The following is a 17,237-nucleotide window of genomic DNA, read 5'->3' as shown; positions in this document are numbered from 1 at the left end:
TCTACTCCGCCTCCCGCGTCTTCTTGACCGCGCCGTAAACGCGCGGCTGTGTCCAGCTCGAGATCAAGGGTCCGGCTGCGTTGGCGAGCAGGATCGCGTACATCACGCCTTCCACGAGACCGCCGAACAGACGGATCACGACCGTCAGGATGCCGATGAAGAGTCCGTAGATGATGAGGCCGCTGGTGGTGACCGGCGAGGCGACCATGTCGCTGGCCATGAACCAGGCCCCGAGCATGAGTCCGCCCGAGAAGAGCACGAACCAGGGGCTCGGATAGAGACTGCTGTCCATCAGCCAAAAGGGCAGCGCAGTGAGTGCCGCGCCGGCCAACACCGCGACCGGGATGCGCCAGTCCAGCATGCGTTTGAAGGCAAGCCAGAGTCCGCAGATCAGGATCAGGAGCGCGGAGGTCTCGCCGGCGGAGCCCGCAATCATCCCGGTAAAGACCTCGGTGACGGGCGGCTCGATCTGCTGGAACTTCTGCAGTGCCAGCGGCGTCGCACCGGTCCAGGCATCGAGCTGCAGACCGGCGATCCAGTCCTGAACCGGAATCGGCTGCATAAAGGGTAGCGTGAAGGTCGAGGGGATCACCTCGGTGAAGCGACCGGGCGCGAACGCGGGCGTCCAGGTCGTGATCGCCACCGGGAAGGCCGCCTGCACGAAGGCGCGCCCCACCAGGGCCGGATTCATGACGTTGTAGCCGAGCCCGCCGAACAGTGCCTTGCCCATGGCCACGCCGACGAAGGCGGCGACCGCCGCCATCCAGAGCGGAAAGCCCGGAGGCAAGGTGAGCGCAAGCAGGATGCCGGTGATGACGACGGACCAGTCCGAGACGGTGTTGCCCCGCCCGCTCGCCCGGGCGAAAAACCACTCGGTCGCAATCGCCGCACTGGTGGTGGTGAGGATCAACAGCAGCGCGCTCAGCCCGAATTGAAAGACCGCGAAGGCGCAGATCGGCAGCAGCGCAAAGACCACATTGCGCATGATGCGGTCGACGCTGAGCGCCCGCTTCAGATGCGGCGAGGTTCTGATTTCGATGGGTTTAGGCATTGCGATCCCGATTGATGGATTTGGCGATCCGGAAATACTGCGTCAGCGGGATATTCGACGGGCACACATAGGCGCAGCAGCCGCATTCGAAGCATTGATTCAGGTTGAATTCCTCCGCCATGCGCTCGTATTGGCGGGCAAGTGCAAGCTCCCCGAGCATGGACGGGTTCAGTGAGACCGGGCACGCCTTGAGACATTCAGCGCACTTGATGCAGGGATAGACCTTGCGCCGGTCCAGATCCGGGTCTTCCCGTTCCAGGGCAACGACGCCCGAGACGGCCTTGGTCACCGGCACATCGAGCGAGGCGACGGCCATACCCATCATGGGGCCGCCGAGGATGACCTCGCCGACGCGGTCTGCCGCGAGCCCGACCTGTCCGAGCAGAAACCGCAAGGGCGTGCCGATCGGGACCATGAAATTGCCCGGGGTGGAGACCGCCGGACCGCTCACGGTGACGACGCGCTCGATCAGCCCCCGGCCATTCGGCAAGAGGTCGCCCATCTGGGCGAGTGTGCCGACGTTGTAGACCGCCACGCCGATATCCGCCGGCAGACCGCCGATCGGAACCTCTTTGCGCAGGAGGCTCTTGATGAGCATCTTCTCCGCGCCTTGCGGATACTTGGTCTCCACCGCCTCCGCAGTGATGGGGAGATCTTTCGGGATGACCGCTCGCAGATGAGCGACGGCATCGAGCTTGTTGTCTTCGACACCGATGATGGCGCGTTTGGCGCCGGTCGCCTTGAGCGCGAGCTTGATGCCGCGGATCAGGGCCTCGCTCTGCTCGAGCATGATCCGATGGTCGCAGGTCAGATAAGGCTCGCACTCGCAGCCGTTGACGACGACCGTCTCGATGACCTTGCCCGCAGGAGGCTGCAGCTTCACGTGGCTCGGGAAGGCCGCGCCCCCGAGTCCGACCAGCCCGGCGTCCTGGACGGCCGCAACGATCTGTGCAGGCGTCATGGCGTCGAGGTCGCGATCCAGGTCGTACAACACCTCCTGGCTCGCAGCGTGGTAGACCTTGAGATAGATCGCCGGGGTCTTGGGTCCGTCCGCACTGGGCGCCAGCGCGATCGCCCGGATGACCCCGGTCGCCGGGGCATGCATCGGCACCGACACGAATCCCTCGGCACGTGCGATCGGCTCGCCCCGTACCACCTCTTGGCCGACCTTGACCAAGGAAACTGCCGGCGCTCCCTTATGCTGGGCGAGCGGGATCACCAGCTCGGGGGCAAAGGGAAGCCGGCGAATCGGCTTGTCCGCCGTCAACTCCTTGTGCTCGACCGGGTAGATGCCGTGGTCGAAGGTGCGATGGCGCTGGAAGAGACTGAAAAGGCCCATGCGTGACTGCTGTGTTGGATTTCGATCGGGATAGCGCCGCGCACCGAACCGGAAGGGTCCGGCGCGCGGCGATGCGGCGCGCTCGAGTCAAGCGCGCCTCGCGGTGCGCATCAGGGGGCGCGCTTACTGATACTTCGCAGCCCGCTTGAGCAGCTTCTCCAGGCCGGCCTCTGCCGGGTTCCATGGCGTCCCCGGGTGGATGCAGCCGGCGGTGCACTTCTCGGCGGCCTTGACGATGTCCTGATAGGAGCCGGCCTTGGGATCGATCACCTCGGCCTTCTTCTCGCCGTTGTACTTAAAGATCTTGGGGTTGATGGTGATGCACTCGTCGCAGGCGGTGCATTCCGGGGTCTCGACCCAGACCGCCTCCCAGTCCGCCGCCGCACCGTTGCCGGCGCCGTTGCTGCCGGCCGCCGCCATGCCGTTGCCGCCGTGGCCGTTGCCGCCCGCGAGGGACGCGAACGCTCCCGCATCACCGCCGGCCATCGCAAGCAGGCTGCTGGTGAGCTTCTGTGCCATCTCGGCCTTGGCCTGATTGCGCACCGCCTCGACGTCGACCTTGTTGAGGTGTCCGCAGATCCCGCGCAACTGCGTCCAGAAGGCACGGCGCTCTTCGCACGAGCTGACCAGCTCTTGGGAGACCAGCACCCGCATCAAGCGATTCTTCGCGTCCACACCCCAGACATAAGGGAAGTGTCCGATGCGCGCGTCTTCGTCCATGTCCAGAAACTCGGCCATGGGGACCATGGCGTCGTTCCAGGTCTCGGGCGGGGCCTTGCGGAAGTGTTTACGGAACCGACCCTCGGACATCGCAAAGTCCGCAAAGGTGAAGGGGACGGTCATCTCGGCTGGCTCGCCCTTCTCGTCGGTGTACTTCAGCGTCCAGTTGATCCAGTCCTGGTCGATGTTCGGATTGCCCTCGATGGAGCAGCATTCCTCGAAGCTGGTGCCGGCATCCGGATCGAAGCGGAACAACGGGTAGGCGCGCGACTCGATCGCCATGCGGCTTTGATGCATGGACATCTCGTCGCCGATGCCGTGCTCGGGCTGGCAGCTGGTGTAGATGTTGAACAGTGCCGGATGACGGGCATTGAGTCCGTCGATGAAGCCTTCGAGCAGGTGCGTGAGGTTGGCGGCCGCACCGTTGAGCACGAAGCTGGTGCGATGGGCCATGCCGATGAGACCCATCTCCTTGCGGATCTCGCTCTTGCCCTTGCCGACCTTGCCGTAGGGGGCCATGTCGGCGACCTGTCCGATAAAGCCGGAGGTACAGGACTGACCACCCGTGTTGGAGTAGACCTGGGTGTCGAGCACCATGATCTTCACCGGGTGGCCGGACATGAGCGCACGCGAGAGGTTCTGGAAGCCGATGTCGTACATGGCCCCGTCGCCGCCGACCGCGACGACCGGCGGACAGAGCAGCCATTCCTCGTCGGAGAAGTCCTTCCAGCCGAAGTAGGTCAGGGCCTCGCCGTGCTCGGCCGGGTTGTAGCCGCGATCGAGCTCCAGGCGCGCCATGCGGATCGCCTTGAAGCCATCGCCCATCTTGCGCATGTGCCCTTCGAACAGACCGAGCGCGATCGAGGGCGAATCCTGGAAGAGGTGGTTCGACCAGGGGAAGGGATAGGGGTTGAAGGGGAAGGTCCCGCCCCAGACCGAGGAGCAGCCGGTGGCGTTGACGATGCCCATGGACGCGCGCGGCTGGGTGGCGGTGTACTGGGACTTGAGGTGACGCAACTTGCCCAGCAGACCCGTGGCCCAGGTCAGCCACTCGGGATCGACCGGCTCGGCGCTGCGATCCTGATCCAGCTCGGCCGACAGATCCGACAGGCGCAGGTCGGCGTCCTTGTGCGCCTCGACGGCCTTGCTGATCGCGGCCACGTTGGTCAGGTCGATCTTGGAGGCGAGCTTCAACCGGATATGGGTCTCGAGCCGGTCGATCAGGTCGTCGAGCTCGGCGAGGTGACGTTTCACACGGCCCTGCATGAGTGCAGCGACGGTCGACGTGAACAGATGGATCACCGTCTTCTCGCCGCAGCCCATACAGGAGCCGTCGCCCGAGACCATCGACTGATAGTTCGACTTGTCGAGCAGCAGGGTTTCAAGCGCGCCGATCTTGTCGTCGAGATCATCGATGCGAATGAAATCCGGATCCGTGGTCGGCAGATCAAGCCAGAAGTCCCACTTGGCCCGCATCTCCTCGATCGTTTGCGTCGTCTGTGGCTCGGAGACGAGGGCGCCGTCGTTGCACACCTCGATACACTCGTCGCAGCCCTTACAGGTGTAGGGGTTGATGGTAATGCTGAAGAGTCCGCCGCTGCCTTTCTGCTTCTTCTCGCGGCTCGACCAATAGGGCTTGGTGACGGCGAACTGATAGTCGCCGAGGGCCTGCGTCATGAGGCCGAATTCCTGCTCCATGACGGCCTTCTGCTCGGGCTCGCCCTGATAGGCGGCGAGGGTCTCGAGCACCGCGCGGTCCATCAGCTCACGCATGTCGGGGGCATCCCCTGCGCCCTCGATCAGCGTGCGCAGACGCTTCTCGACATTGCGGGTCTCGCGGCGCAGATGCTGCGTGGGCATGCCGCGTTCCACCCGTGCGATGGCGGCGGCGAAGATGTCGGAGACTTTGTTGACCAGACCCGGGATGGCGCTGTCCGGACAGACCGAGAAGCAGTTGCCGCAGGCGGTGCAGTTCTCGGGCACATACTTGGGATAGGTAAAGCGGATCTGGGTCATGTCGCGATAGACGCCGCTCGAGGCCGGCATCAGCGACAGGGCCATGTGCGGATCGGCCAGGTTGTCGTTGCCGCGACCGCTGGCATAGAAGGCGCCGGTCTGCTCCCAGAAGCGATGCACGTCGGTGATCCCGCCGTCGCCCTCGGGCAGCTGCTTGAGCATGACCGGGAGACCGACCTCCTTGCGGGGCAAGAGCTGACCGCTGATCATGGGTTTGTCGACGATCTCGACGATCTCGTCGAAGCCGCGGCGCACGATGCGCAGGTTGTCCTGCACGACGCGCTCGCCCTTGGCCCCGAACTTGTGCCGGATCTGCTCTTCCATGGCGGAGAAGAGACCGGCCTCGTCGAGCCCGGCCCGCTCCAGCAGGGGCGAGGCGGCAAAGAAGGCGCCCTGGAAGGCGTTGCCCTGCATGCGGAACTGCAGCTCCGGATCCGAAGCCTCTTCGCGGGCGATCTTGAAGCCGTCGATGTAATAGACGCGGATCTCGTGCTCGACGATGTATTTGCGCGCGGCCGGCGGGAAGCTCGCCCAGACCTGCTCGGGGTTGTCGAGGCTCGCTTGGACGATGAAGCGCCCTCCCCGATCCAGCCCGGCGAGCGGGTTGGAATGCGTAAAGACGTTCGGGTCCGGGCTCAGGACCACGTCGACATAGGTGTATTCGCAGTTGAGCCGGATCGGCTCGGGTGCGGCGGAGAGGAAGTAGGTGGTCGGTTGACCCTTCTTCTCCGAGCCGTACTTGGGATTGGCACGGATGTCGAAACCGAGCAGATCATAGAGGGTCATCGCCAGGTTCTTGCCTGTGGTGACCGCGCCCCAACCGCCGACCGAATGCATGCGCACGGTGATGGCGCCCTTGGGCAGGAGGTTGGGATTCTCGCTGCCGCGCAGGGAGAGCTCGCCAATGTGCGGATAGGCATCCTTGAGGGCCTGGATGCGGATCTCGTCCTTGGGGTCGAAGGGTTTGCGGATGAAGTCGACCGACAAATAGAAGAATCGACGGTGCGCACCGTCGGGGAGCATGTTCTCGATCGCGGCGATCAGGCCCTCGGGCTGCAGATCGCGCGAGCCCAGTCCGTAGCAACCCGAATAGAGCCGCGGCATGTCGCCCTGACGATAGACGGCGTAGTCCGGATAGGGCAGGCGCTCGCCCTTCTCAGCACTGCCGTTCTCCAGGCACTTGGTGATGGCCGCACGGACTTCGCGCATGATCGGCAGATCTTCGGCCAGAGGCTGGTCGGTGCGCTCGAGCACCGCCACGCCCTTCCTGCCTTTGAGAATCTGCCCGATGAGATCGCCCGGGAAGGGACGATACATGGTCAGGTTGACGACGCCGACCTTGAGCTTGCGGGTCTCGCGCAGGTAATCGGTCACCGCCTCCGCCTGGGTGAGCATGCTGCCTTGGCCGAGGATGAGGTAGTCGGCATCCTCCAGCCGATAGCCGCCGGCGCGCTGATAGCGCCGCCCGGTCAGTGCATGGAACTCGTCCATCACCTGCTCGGCAATCGGCTCGATGTGATCGAAGAAATAGGGGCGCTGGGCGGCGACGGCCTGCATGTAGGCGTCTTGGTTCTGAACCGAGCCGGAGGACACCGGGTTGTCGACGTCCCAGACCAAGGGGACGCGGCGGCGGGTCGGTCCGTAGACCAGCTTCTGGGCCGGGGTCGGGCAGGCGATGATGTCGTCCGGGCGACCGCAGAACTCGGCGATCAATTCACGCTCGGGCACGAGCAGCGGCTCGATGAGATGGGTCGTCAGAAAGCCGTCCTGGCAGACCGCGGCGGGCGTCAAGGTCAGCTCGGCGATCTTGCGTGCGATCAGGTTCAGATCCGCCGCCTCTTGGGCGCTCTTGCCGAAGACCTGGGTGAAGCCGGTATCGTCGATGCAGTGATAGTCGTCATGGGCGCAGTGGACGTTCAGACTCGACTTGGTGATCGCACGCGCGCCGATGTTCAGGATATAGGGCAGGCGCTTGCCGACGGCCGCGTAGAGCGACTCGTGCATGAAGGCCACGCCTTGGGCGGACGAGAAGTTGACTGCACGCAGTCCGGTCATGGACATGCCGGCGGTGACGGCCGCCGCGGCATGCTCGGATTCGGGCTCGACGAAGATCAGTGGATTTCCGGACACGTTGAGGTGACCGTTCGCGACCTCTTCCGACCAATATTCGCCCATCTGGGTGGAGGGCGTGATTGGGTAAGCGCCGGCCGCGTCGGAGGCTTCGCGCTCGCACATGATGACGGCGGTGTTGCCGTCCATCGCCATCCGTGTGCCGGGATACTTGACCTGCTTCTCGTCCTTATTTCCAAACATGGGCTTTCCGAACATGGGGCTTCTCTGTGGTTGACCCCCGGGGCCCGGACGCCGGCGATAGGCCGGGGCACGAGGGCGCGACAGGGGTATGCTTCGATTCTTCGCTCTGCCGTCTTCGGGAGTCCCGATTCGGGCGAATGTCGATCCCGGCCGAGGCGTCAAGCCAGTGGCAATGCCTCTTTCCGGACCACCTTTTTGGCGTCCTTTCCTTTGATGATCCGACCGTCCGGCTCAAGCCACACAATCGCGCCGGTCGGACAGCGCTCGATGGCGACCTTCGAGGCGATCGCGTTCTTGGTGTAGTCCACGACGGCCAGGTTGTCCCGAATCTCGATCAATCCCTCGGGGGAATCCTGCGCACAGCGTCCGCACGCGGTACAGACGACATCGCATTCGTGCTCGCCCTCGTCCCCCGGGTCCAGGTTCTTGCAGGCGAGCCACAGGCGATGGCTGACGACATGCAGGCTGAAGAGATCCTTCGGACAGGCGGTGACGCAATCGCCGCAGGCGGTGCACTTGGCGGCATCCACGACCGGCAGGCCGTGGCGGTCGAGTCGGATCGCAGCGAAGCCGCAGACCTCGGCGCAATCGCCCATCCCGAGACAGCCCCAGGAGCAGCCCTTGCCGCCACCGGAGACCAAGGCGGCGGCACGGCAGGATTCGAGACCGCCGTAGGAGGCCCGCAGGAAGGCGACGTGGGCCCCGCCGGCACAGGCCAGACGCGCGACACGCTTCTCGTCGGCGCCGAGGTCCACGCCCAGGAAATCGGCGATGAGCGTATTCGTCGCGGGTGAATTGACCGTGCAGCGGCCGGGCGCGATCTCGCCCTTCACCAGCATCTCGGCGAACGCCCGGCAACCCGCGATGCCGCAGGCGCCGCAGTTGGCGCGCGGCAGCAGATCCTCGACCTGATCGATGCGCGGGTCTTCGTAGACGTAAAGCCTCCGATTCGCCAGGATCAAGATCGTGGCGAGCAGCAGGCCGAGAGCGGCCATGAAACCGACAGCGGTGAAGATGGATGCCATAAACTGCTCTATCAGGCAAAGGTCGGACGGAGACCCTGAGGTGAACCGGGCGCAGTTTCGGATCTGCGCCGCAATCGTTCGGTTGTGCCGCATCGCCTGAACGCGAGCACGGATTGTCTGTCGTCCAAAAGACTATGCGAATCTTACGGAATTATGATCTATTAACTATCATAATTCTGTAAATCGTTACTATTGGATATCAACAGAAGGCTTTGATCCAGATGTTTTTTTTGATCCAACGCATGTTTTTTGCGAACTCTTTCGATCGGGCCGTGCTCGGGCCGTGCTCGTCACTCGGGCCATCGTGCCACCGCAGAGCGGTGTCACGAGCGACTCCCGCCCAAGCCCGCGCAAGAACCTGGTGGACTTCGCTCTCGCTCGTCCACCACCAGCCGGTCTTCACTCCACGCGCTCGATCACGTCCGTGACCAGGCCGGTTTGCAGCGCATCGGAGAGAGAGATCAGAAGGATCTTGTTGTTGGGCACGGAGGCTGCGGCGATGGCGACATCCGGGTCGATGCCCATCTCGCGGAGATAGAGGAAGGCATCGGCGACATAGAGCTGTCCGCCCTCATGACTGCTGAAGCGCCTCGGAACCTTGCTCTGATGGATCCCCAGCTTCGCATCGGGCGTGACGTAGCGTTCGACGCCTCCCGCGAGCACATCGATGCAGGCCGAGGTACAGGCCTGATCGACGGCGGTGCGCAGGCCCATGGTGCGCAGGTAGCGTCCGAGTTTGCGCGCCTCGAAGACCGAGCCCCCGGGGCTGTTGATCACCAAACCGACGGCACGCGCGCGGCGCATCTCGCCGATGGTCTTCTCGGCGAATCCGTCGCCGATCTCCGCACCGTCGATGCGCAGCCAATGCATCCGCAAGGTCCCGTCCGGCTCGAAACGCACCAAGGTCGAGGCCATTGCGGTCGCGTCGGAGACTTGCATACAGGACTCGGTCGCGAAGGCGAGGAGTGCCGGCCCGCGCGCGCCGTACTCGACGACCAGCTGATTGGATCGTTCGATGATCGCATCGACCCGGAAGCCGTACTTGTCGGCGGCGGCAATCACGGCGGAATCGGTCACGGCGACGTCGAGATTCTGTCCGACACGCAGGAGATGGCAGGCGGCGACCCTGCTCAACCAATCGCTCCGGCTCATGCCTTGCGGGGGGCTGGTCGAGCCCGGGATCCTATTGCGGTCCAAGCCGAAGCCTTGATCGGAGGCCTGCCCGGACCTCGGCTCGGTCATCTGGTCGGGAACGGCGCAGCCGACGAGGACGGCGATCGAGACACCCAAGAGAAGGCGCGCGAGCGCGCGGACCTTCGGGCTGTCGTGCCCCCTTCCCATCAGGCCCGGATCTCGATCCCCCGGGCGAGGAGATAGGACTTGACGGCCCGAATCGGCACCTCGCGCCGGTGAAAGATTCCCGCAGCCAGCGCGGCCTCGACATCCGTCGCCGCGAACACCTCCGCGAAGTGCTCGACACAGCCGGCACCGCTCGAAGCGATGACCGGGATTCCGACCGCCGACCTCACGGCATGGACCAGCTCGAGATCGAAGCCGGCACCCGTTCCGTCGCGGTCGATCGAGTTGAGCAGGATCTCGCCGGCTCCCAGGATCTCGCAGACCCGCGCGAGCTCCACGGCGTCGACGTCGCGCCCTTCGCGCCCGCCCTTGACCGTGCATTGAAACCAACACCAACGCTCGCCCTCGGGTCCCGGCGTGGCGGTCTCGACCGTGTGATGGTGCGTCTCCTCCGGGGAGCGGACATAGACACGACGCGGATCGATGGAGATCACGACCGCCTGGTTGCCGTAGACCCCGGCGATCTGCTCGATCGCCGTGCTGCCGTCCTTCGTCCCGCGCTGCAGATAGCCCTCGACAGCCTCGACCGCATCCGAGCCGATCGAGATCTTGTCGGCCCCGGCGCGAAAATAGGCGTCGGCCACGTCCAACGCGGAATAGTCGTTCCCGCGGGCATCGCGAAAGGCACGGATGCCCCCGCCGATGGTGAGCGGCACGAAGACGCGCTCGGAGGTGCGTTCTAGAACCTCGAGCATCGGCTGGTCCGCCAGAGGGAAATCACGGAAGGCCGTAATGTTGAGGAAGGTGATCTCGTCGGCGCCCTCCTCGTAATAGCGTTGAGCCAGCTCGACCGGCTTGCCGAGATTGCGAACCTCGCCGGCCTCGCGCACGTCGTACTGATCGCCTTTGGTGACGACCAGATCACCGGCGTCGTTGGTGCGCACGTCCAAGCAGGCAATGATGCGCTTGGCCAGATGCGTCGGGCTGCGATCGGTCGACGGGGTCGTGGTGGCGAGCGGCTGCTCGTCGCCGGCGAGAAAGCGTCGCAGCAGCCGCAAGCCGGCGTCTGCGCTCTTCTCGGGATGAAACTGCACCGCGGAGATCCGTCCTTGCTCGACGGCGCTCAGAAACGGCCGACCGTAGTCCGTCTCGGCGAGCTGCCAGTCCCCGTTTGCGACGGTGGGCTCGGCATAGTAGGAATGCACGAAGTAGAGCTTCTCCCCCGCGTAGTCGGCGAACAAGGGGGAGTCGCGCTTCACGCGCACGTCGTTCCACCCCATGTGCGGGACGGCGAGCGCGCCCGGGTCGAAGCGGCGGATCCGCCCCGGGATGACCCCGAGCCCGGGCACGTCGGGGGACTCGTCGCTGCCTTCGAAGAGCGCCTGCAAGCCGATACAGATCCCGAGATAGGGCCGCCCCGCGGCGAGATACGCGCGCAAGGGTTCCAGATAGCCCAGAGCCTGCAGGCGCTGCATCGCTGCCCCGAACGAGCCGACGCCCGGGAAGATGAGACGCTCCGCCTTGAGGATATCCGCCGGGCGCGCGATCTCGGTCAAGGAAAATCCCAGGGAATGGATGGCATTGCGGAGGCTACGCACATTGCCGGCGCCGTAGTCGAGCAGCGAAATCATGGGTCGGAATCCGGGGCTTTCGTGTTGATGCCGGGTCCGCGGGCCGCTGGACCCGCGGACGAAGACGCTATCTTAGCGCTATCGGGCAGTCAGGTTCAGATTTCTCCGTCCGAGGTGTCGAGCAGGATCCCCTCGGCCGCCACCACGCGCGCCAGCGCGACCTCCATCACGGCGCGCACCTGCGCGGTCGCCGCGTGGAGATAGGCGTGCAGGGCCGCATCCTCGGCGTTGCGATCCTCGCATTCCGCACTGTAGCGCTCGAAGGCGTTCAGGGAGAGCACCAGATCCACCAGATGATGCGGGCACTCGCAGCGCACGCTCGGCGAGGCGGAGGCGATCCGCAGCAGATCCGCGTCGGCGAATCGCCGCTGCGGGATCGGCAAGGATAGGTCGAATGCGGGCTCCTCGTCGGTCTGTGCGGGCGCCCTCGCGAACTGGCCCATGCACCATTGGCGCAGCTCCTGCAGATCGACCGGTGCGCGCTTCGGAATCAGCCGGCGGGCATCCAGCCGCGCGATCGTGGCCCGGGTGGCAAAGGTGTAGACGATGATCGCGCGGGCCGCACCGCATCGGGTGACCAACTCGCCGATCTCGCGCACCTGGTCGCCTTGGATCGTGGGGTACTCGAGCACCGCCACGTCCGGCGCGGGCTGCACACGCCCCGCAGCGAGAAACTCCCGGTGCGAATCGTAGAGCCCGACAAGATCGATATTTCCGTTCATCACGGGCTCGCGCCTGAAGCGCTCGGCGAGCGAGGACCCGATCACCAGGACGCGGCACGGGCGCTCCGGCGCGCCGGCAGGCTCGGGTCGATCCGTTCCGCGGATCCGCTCGCGCAATTGGTCGAGGTGCAGGTTCGCGACACTGCTGATCGCATCGCCGCGGTCGACCAAACGCTTGATGAGGGTTAAGCGACTCACGTCTTCCGGTCCGTAGAGTCGGGTGCCGGAGTCCGAGCGAAGCGGCGCGACGACCCGGTAGCGACGCTCCCAGACGCGCAGCGTATCGGCGGGAACCCCGGTCAACCGCGATACGGCGCCGATACGATAGGTGTGACCCGGTAAGGCGGCATCCTGGTCGGTCAATGCGGTCTCCTCGAGGTGAGCGGGAAGCAGCTGTTGAATGTTTGTTTATGTTAAAACCTTGAAAATCGCCAGAGGCATGGCTAATGTCGAGCTTTAATGTTGGTCATTATCCGTTCATCTCGTGGGTCATCGTCCCGGATGGCCTTTGGGAAGGTGACCCGACAACTCGGATCGAACACTCCCAGTTCAACAGAGTGGGAGCGTGCGCGCCGCCGTCCAAGTCTTGTCCATGTTTGACGCGAACAGGGCGTATGACGGAACACCTAGGCAGCCGGCTGGAGAGCCGCGGTTTGACCAACTCGATCCTTCTTCCATGCGACAGCCAGGAGAGAATGCCATGCGCCTTCAGCACCCCCGAGCCCTCCGCGATACCTTCGACGTCGAAAATCGACACCCCTTTGCGTGAATCTGAAGTAGCATTGCAGCCCTGTCGACGCCGACTCCCGGCGCACCCTCCAAACCATCGTTTACGGGGACTGCATGCAACGGACCTCCACCGCCCTCGCGTTTGTACTGGCTGTCGGCCTGCCGGCGTACGCGGCCGTCTCGCCTGCAGACGAGATCTTGCATCTGTACAACTGGAGCGATTACGTCGCCGAGGACACGCTCTCCGGATTCGCGGCCGAGACCGGGATCAAGCCACGCTTGGATGTCTACGACTCCAACGAGGTCCTCGAGGCGAAGCTCTTCGCCGGGCGCAGCGGCTACGATCTGGTCTTTCCGACCGCCCGACCCTTTGGCGCGCGCCACATCAAGGCCGAGCTCTATCTGCCGCTGGATAAGGCCAAGCTCCCGGGCCTGGACCGGCTCGACCCGACGATCATGAGCCAGCTGGCGAGCATCGATCCCGACAACGCTCACCTGGTGCCCTACATGTGGGGAACCTCCGGCTTGGGGATCAATCGCGACAAGGTCCAGGCCGCCTTGGGCGAGACCGCCGACATCGACACCTGGGCATTGGTCTTCGATCCGGAGACCGCAGCCAAGCTCGGCGCGTGCGGAATCAGTCTGCTCGACGACCCCACCGAGGTCTATTCCGCCGCCCTCGCCTATCTGGGCAAGGATCCGAACAGCCTCGACAAGTCCGACCTCGACGCCGCCTCGGCGCTGATCAAGACGATCCATCCGCACGTGCGCTATTTTCACTCCTCGCAGTACATGAGCGACCTGGCCAACGGCGATCTCTGTGTCGCCATGGGCTACTCCGGCGATGTCTTTCAGGCGCAGTCGCGCGCCGCAGAGGCCGACAAGGGTGTGATCGTCGACTATGTCATCCCGCGCGAAGGCGCGGCGGTCTGGACGGACGTCATGGCGATCCCGAAGGACGCACCCAACCCGGCCGCGGCGCATGCCTTCATCGCCTATATGTTGCAGCCCGCCGCCATCGCCGCGGTCTCCAACGCGGTCTACTACGCCAACGCCAATCTCGCGGCCACGCCGCTCCTGGACGAAGCGGTGCGGGAGGATCCGGCGATCTATCCGCCGGCCGAGGTCAAGGCACGTCTGTTCGTGCCCTCGGAGCGCAGCGACCGTGAGATCCGCGATCTCAACCGTCTCTGGACACGCCTCAAGGCGAATCGCTGAGCGGGATCGGAGTCCTCGCCGATGGCGACACTTGCCGAGCGCCGTTCGCTCGAGCCTTGGCAGGATCCCAAGGCGGTACCCTACCTGCGCATCGACCGGGTCACCAAGAAGTTCGGCGACGTCTACGCCGTCGACGACGTGAGTCTCGACATCTTCCAAGGCGAGTTCTTCTCGCTGCTCGGCAGCTCGGGCTGCGGCAAGTCCACGCTGCTGCGCATGCTCGCCGGGCTCGAGTATCCGAGCAGCGGACGCATCTATATCGACGGTGTGGATGTCACGGATGTGCCGGCCTACTCGCGGCCGGTGAACATGATGTTCCAGTCCTATGCCCTCTTCCCGCACATGAGCGTGGAGCAGAACGTCGAGTTCGGGCTCAAGCAGGATCGGCTCTCGAGGGGCGAGCGCAGCGAGCGCGTCGGCGAGATGCTCGAGCTGCTGAAGATCACCGAGCTGCGCAAACGTCGGCCCGATCAGCTCTCGGGCGGACAGCGCCAGCGCGTTGCACTCGCCCGCAGTCTGGCCAAGCACCCGAAGCTCCTGCTGCTCGACGAGCCGCTCGGTGCGCTCGACAAGCGCCTGCGCGAGAACACTCAGTTCGAGCTGGTCAACCTGCAGGAGCGTCTCGGCATCACCTTCGTGACCGTCACGCACGATCAGGAAGAGGCCATGACCATGTCCACGCGCATCGCCGTCATGGACGCCGGTCAGATCATGCAGGTCGATACCCCGACCGCCATCTACGAATTCCCGACCTGTCGTCTGGTGGCCGAGTTCATCGGCTCGATCAACCTGTTCGAAGGCAAGGTGGTGGCCACCGAGGGCTACGAGGTGCTGGTCGAGACCCGGGTCGGGCGACCCATGCGGATGCGCGCCTTCCAGCCGCTGGCGCTCGGCACCCCGGTCACGGTCGCGGTGCGCCCGGAGAAGATGCGGCTCTGTACGGACTTCCGAGACGACGGGGTCAATCAGCTCAAGGGGCGAGTCGAGGACATCGCCTATCTCGGAGACGTCTCGATTTATCGCATCCGCGTCGGCGACGGGGCCTTGGTCGAGATGACCTTGACCAACGTCCAACCGCGCACCGAGCAGGCGCTGACCTGGGAGCAAGATGTCGCCATCGAGTGGTCGCCGACCAGCGGCGTCGTCCTGACCGAATAGTCCGCAGACCCATCGAGCACCATGCCCGCACCGCCCCCGAATCGCGCCGATCACGCGCATCGCACGAGCCGACTGGTCAACATCGGCATCCCTTACCTGTGGCTGGGGCTTTTTTCCTGCTGCCCTTCGCAATCGTGCTGCAGATCAGCCTGGCCGAGCCGGCGCTCGCCCAGCCGCCCTACACCGCACTCTGGCAATGGGTCGACGAGGGTCTGCTGCGCATCGAGATCAATCTGCGCAACTTCATGATGGTCGCGGAGGACGACCTCTATCTGAGCGCCTTGCTCAACTCGCTGCAGGTCGCCTTCATCTGCACCCTGCTCTGCCTGCTGCTGGGTTATCCGATGGCCTATGCCATCGCGACTTCACCCGAGCGTTGGCGGATCATCCTGCTGATGCTGATCGTCCTGCCCTTCTGGACCTCCTTCCTGATCCGCGTCTATGCCTGGATCGGGATCCTCAAGTCCAACGGTCTGCTCAACGATCTTCTGATCTGGCTCGGTCTGATCGAGACCCCGTTGGCGATCCTCCACACCCAGACGGCCATCTATATCGGCGTCGTCTACTCCTATCTTCCCTTCATGATCCTGCCGCTCTACGCGAATCTCACGCGGCTCGACATGAGCCTGCTCGAGGCCGCGGCGGATCTGGGCTGCCGACCCATGCGGGCCTTCCTGCGGGTCACGTTGCCGCTCTCGATGGCCGGGATCATCGCCGGGAGCATGCTGGTGTTCATCCCGGTCGTGGGCGAGTTCGTGATCCCGGATCTGCTCGGCGGACCGGAAACCCTCATGATCGGTAAGCTGCTCTGGACCGAATTCTTCTCCAACAAGGATTGGCCGCTCGCCTCGGCACTGGCGATCCTGCTGCTGGCGCTGCTGGTCGTGCCCTTCGTGATGATGCAGCGTCTGCAACAACGCATGGAGGGTAGCCGTCCATGAAGCCTCGTCGCTGGCCGCTGCTCACCGTGCTCGCCTTCGGCTATGCCTTTTTGTATGTGCCGATCCTGCTGCTGATCATCTATTCATTCAACGAATCGCGCTTGGTGACCGTGTGGACCGGATTCTCGACCAAGTGGTACGTCGAGCTCTTTCGCAACCAGCAACTGCTCGATGCCGCATGGCTGAGCGTGCGCATCGCCGCCGTGAACGCGACCCTCGCGGTCGTGCTCGGGACCCTGGCCGCCAACGCCTTGGTGCGCCATCGCACTTTTCGCGGACGCACCGGATTCGAGCTGCTGCTCACCGCCCCGTTGGTGATGCCGGATGTCATCATCGGTCTTTCGCTGTTGCTGCTGTTCGTGGCGATGCAGCAGACGATCGGCTGGCCCGATGGTCGCGGCTTCACGACCATCACCATCGCCCATGTCACCTTCAGCATGGCCTATGTGGCCGTGGTGGTACGTGCGCGCCTCTCCCAGATGGACCGCTCGCTCGAGGAGGCGGCCATGGATCTGGGCGCGCGCCCGTTGCGCGTCTATCTGACGATCACGCTCCCGCTGATCGCGCCCGCCCTGCTCTCGGGTTGGCTGCTCGCCTTCACGCTCTCGCTCGATGACCTGGTCATCGCCAGTTTCGTCGCCGGTCCAGGCTCGACGACGTTGCCGATGGTGATCTATTCGAGCGTGCGTATGGGGGTCTCCCCGCAGATCAATGCGCTGGCGACCCTCATCGTCGCCGTCGTCACGCTGGCGGTCGTGATCGCGGGCATCTCGATGCGCCGAGGCCGCGCGGCGCGATAAGTTGGTTTCCGTTGGGGGGTGTGCTAGAAATCCAGCGCCGGAAGAACCGTCGGGTTCAGGCGTCCCGCCCCGTTCGAGCGAACGTCCCTTGAGGCGGCTCCAAAGCGGATCGGTTCGAGCACATCGCAACAGGCCCGTCGACGAATTGATTCAGGTTAAGGATCGATCGCAGCGACCGGCCTTATGGTAACGCCCGCAGGCATGGGTCTCTCGAGGGGTCGAGACGTCGGGTGCGCTGTCGGGGTGCGCTGGAAAAGACGATCGGAGCCTGCGCG

The 17,237-nt window shown here is 64.6% G+C and carries 10 protein-coding genes and 1 pseudogene; 4 read left to right on the top strand and 7 right to left on the bottom strand.

What is annotated here, in order from left to right:
• Position 1: 1 nt before the first annotated feature.
• The 7 genes from KFB96_RS02495 to KFB96_RS02465 form a co-directional block, all read right to left on the bottom strand.
• The gene (locus tag KFB96_RS02495; RefSeq protein WP_213458804.1) at positions 2 to 1,051 is read right to left on the bottom strand and encodes an RnfABCDGE type electron transport complex subunit D; all 1,050 of its coding nucleotides are present in this window, start codon (positions 1,049 to 1,051) and stop codon (positions 2 to 4) included.
• Positions 1,044 to 2,390 carry an electron transport complex subunit RsxC gene (gene rsxC / locus KFB96_RS02490; RefSeq protein ID WP_213458803.1) on the bottom strand — a complete coding sequence of 449 codons (1,347 nt, stop codon included), beginning with the start codon at positions 2,388 to 2,390 and terminating at the stop codon, positions 1,044 to 1,046. Before rsxC ends, KFB96_RS02495 begins: the two co-directional genes overlap by 8 nt.
• Before the next feature lie 123 nt (positions 2,391 to 2,513).
• Positions 2,514 to 7,439 (bottom strand): 2-oxoacid:acceptor oxidoreductase family protein, encoded by a 4,926-nt coding sequence (locus KFB96_RS02485; protein WP_213458802.1) that lies wholly within the window; start codon positions 7,437 to 7,439, stop codon positions 2,514 to 2,516.
• 158 nt (positions 7,440 to 7,597) lie between these two features.
• A complete protein-coding gene (locus KFB96_RS02480) occupies positions 7,598 to 8,464 on the bottom strand; it encodes a (Fe-S)-binding protein (protein WP_213458801.1) in 867 nt (288 codons plus the stop codon).
• Between the two features lie 399 nt (positions 8,465 to 8,863).
• A complete protein-coding gene (locus tag KFB96_RS02475) occupies positions 8,864 to 9,805 on the bottom strand; it encodes a hypothetical protein (protein ID WP_213458800.1) in 942 nt (313 codons plus the stop codon).
• Positions 9,805 to 11,394 carry an imidazole glycerol phosphate synthase subunit HisF gene (gene hisF, locus KFB96_RS02470; RefSeq protein ID WP_213458799.1) on the bottom strand — a complete coding sequence of 530 codons (1,590 nt, stop codon included), beginning with the start codon at positions 11,392 to 11,394 and terminating at the stop codon, positions 9,805 to 9,807. Before hisF ends, KFB96_RS02475 begins: the two co-directional genes overlap by 1 nt.
• A gap of 95 nt (positions 11,395 to 11,489) precedes the next feature.
• Complete coding sequence (locus KFB96_RS02465) at positions 11,490 to 12,479, bottom strand: MerR family transcriptional regulator (RefSeq protein ID WP_213458798.1); 990 nt, start codon at positions 12,477 to 12,479, stop codon at positions 11,490 to 11,492.
• A gap of 480 nt (positions 12,480 to 12,959) precedes the next feature.
• Here KFB96_RS02465 and KFB96_RS02460 point away from each other — a divergent pair, with 480 nt between their 5' ends.
• The 4 genes and pseudogenes from KFB96_RS02460 (at position 12,960) to KFB96_RS02445 (ending at position 16,962) form a co-directional block, all read left to right on the top strand.
• Complete coding sequence (locus KFB96_RS02460; RefSeq protein ID WP_213458797.1) at positions 12,960 to 14,063, top strand: polyamine ABC transporter substrate-binding protein; 1,104 nt, start codon at positions 12,960 to 12,962, stop codon at positions 14,061 to 14,063.
• 21 nt (positions 14,064 to 14,084) lie between these two features.
• Complete coding sequence (locus tag KFB96_RS02455) at positions 14,085 to 15,221, top strand: polyamine ABC transporter ATP-binding protein (RefSeq protein ID WP_213458796.1); 1,137 nt, start codon at positions 14,085 to 14,087, stop codon at positions 15,219 to 15,221.
• 21 nt (positions 15,222 to 15,242) lie between these two features.
• Positions 15,243 to 16,162: pseudogene (locus tag KFB96_RS02450) on the top strand (ABC transporter permease subunit).
• Positions 16,159 to 16,962, top strand: a complete 804-nt coding sequence (locus tag KFB96_RS02445) for an ABC transporter permease subunit (RefSeq protein WP_213458794.1) — start codon at positions 16,159 to 16,161, stop codon at positions 16,960 to 16,962. Before KFB96_RS02450 ends, KFB96_RS02445 begins: the two are co-directional and overlap by 4 nt.
• Positions 16,963 to 17,237: the final 275 nt, after the last annotated feature.

Origin of the sequence: Thiocapsa sp., assembly GCF_018399035.1 — a bacterium.
Classification (GTDB): domain Bacteria; phylum Pseudomonadota; class Gammaproteobacteria; order Chromatiales; family Chromatiaceae; genus Thiocapsa.
This window is presented reverse-complemented; position numbering and strand designations above follow the sequence as displayed.

Coding starts and splice junctions, on each gene's coding strand:
- KFB96_RS02495 (WP_213458804.1), bottom strand. CDS start 1,051: ATGCCTAAACCCATCGAAATCAGAACCTCGCCGCATCTGAAGCGGGCG.
- rsxC (WP_213458803.1), bottom strand. CDS start 2,390: ATGGGCCTTTTCAGTCTCTTCCAGCGCCATCGCACCTTCGACCACGGC.
- KFB96_RS02485 (WP_213458802.1), bottom strand. CDS start 7,439: ATGTTTGGAAATAAGGACGAGAAGCAGGTCAAGTATCCCGGCACACGG.
- KFB96_RS02480 (WP_213458801.1), bottom strand. CDS start 8,464: ATGGCATCCATCTTCACCGCTGTCGGTTTCATGGCCGCTCTCGGCCTG.
- KFB96_RS02475 (WP_213458800.1), bottom strand. CDS start 9,805: ATGGGAAGGGGGCACGACAGCCCGAAGGTCCGCGCGCTCGCGCGCCTT.
- hisF (WP_213458799.1), bottom strand. CDS start 11,394: ATGATTTCGCTGCTCGACTACGGCGCCGGCAATGTGCGTAGCCTCCGC.
- KFB96_RS02460 (WP_213458797.1), top strand. CDS start 12,960: ATGCAACGGACCTCCACCGCCCTCGCGTTTGTACTGGCTGTCGGCCTG.
- KFB96_RS02455 (WP_213458796.1), top strand. CDS start 14,085: ATGGCGACACTTGCCGAGCGCCGTTCGCTCGAGCCTTGGCAGGATCCC.
- KFB96_RS02445 (WP_213458794.1), top strand. CDS start 16,159: ATGAAGCCTCGTCGCTGGCCGCTGCTCACCGTGCTCGCCTTCGGCTAT.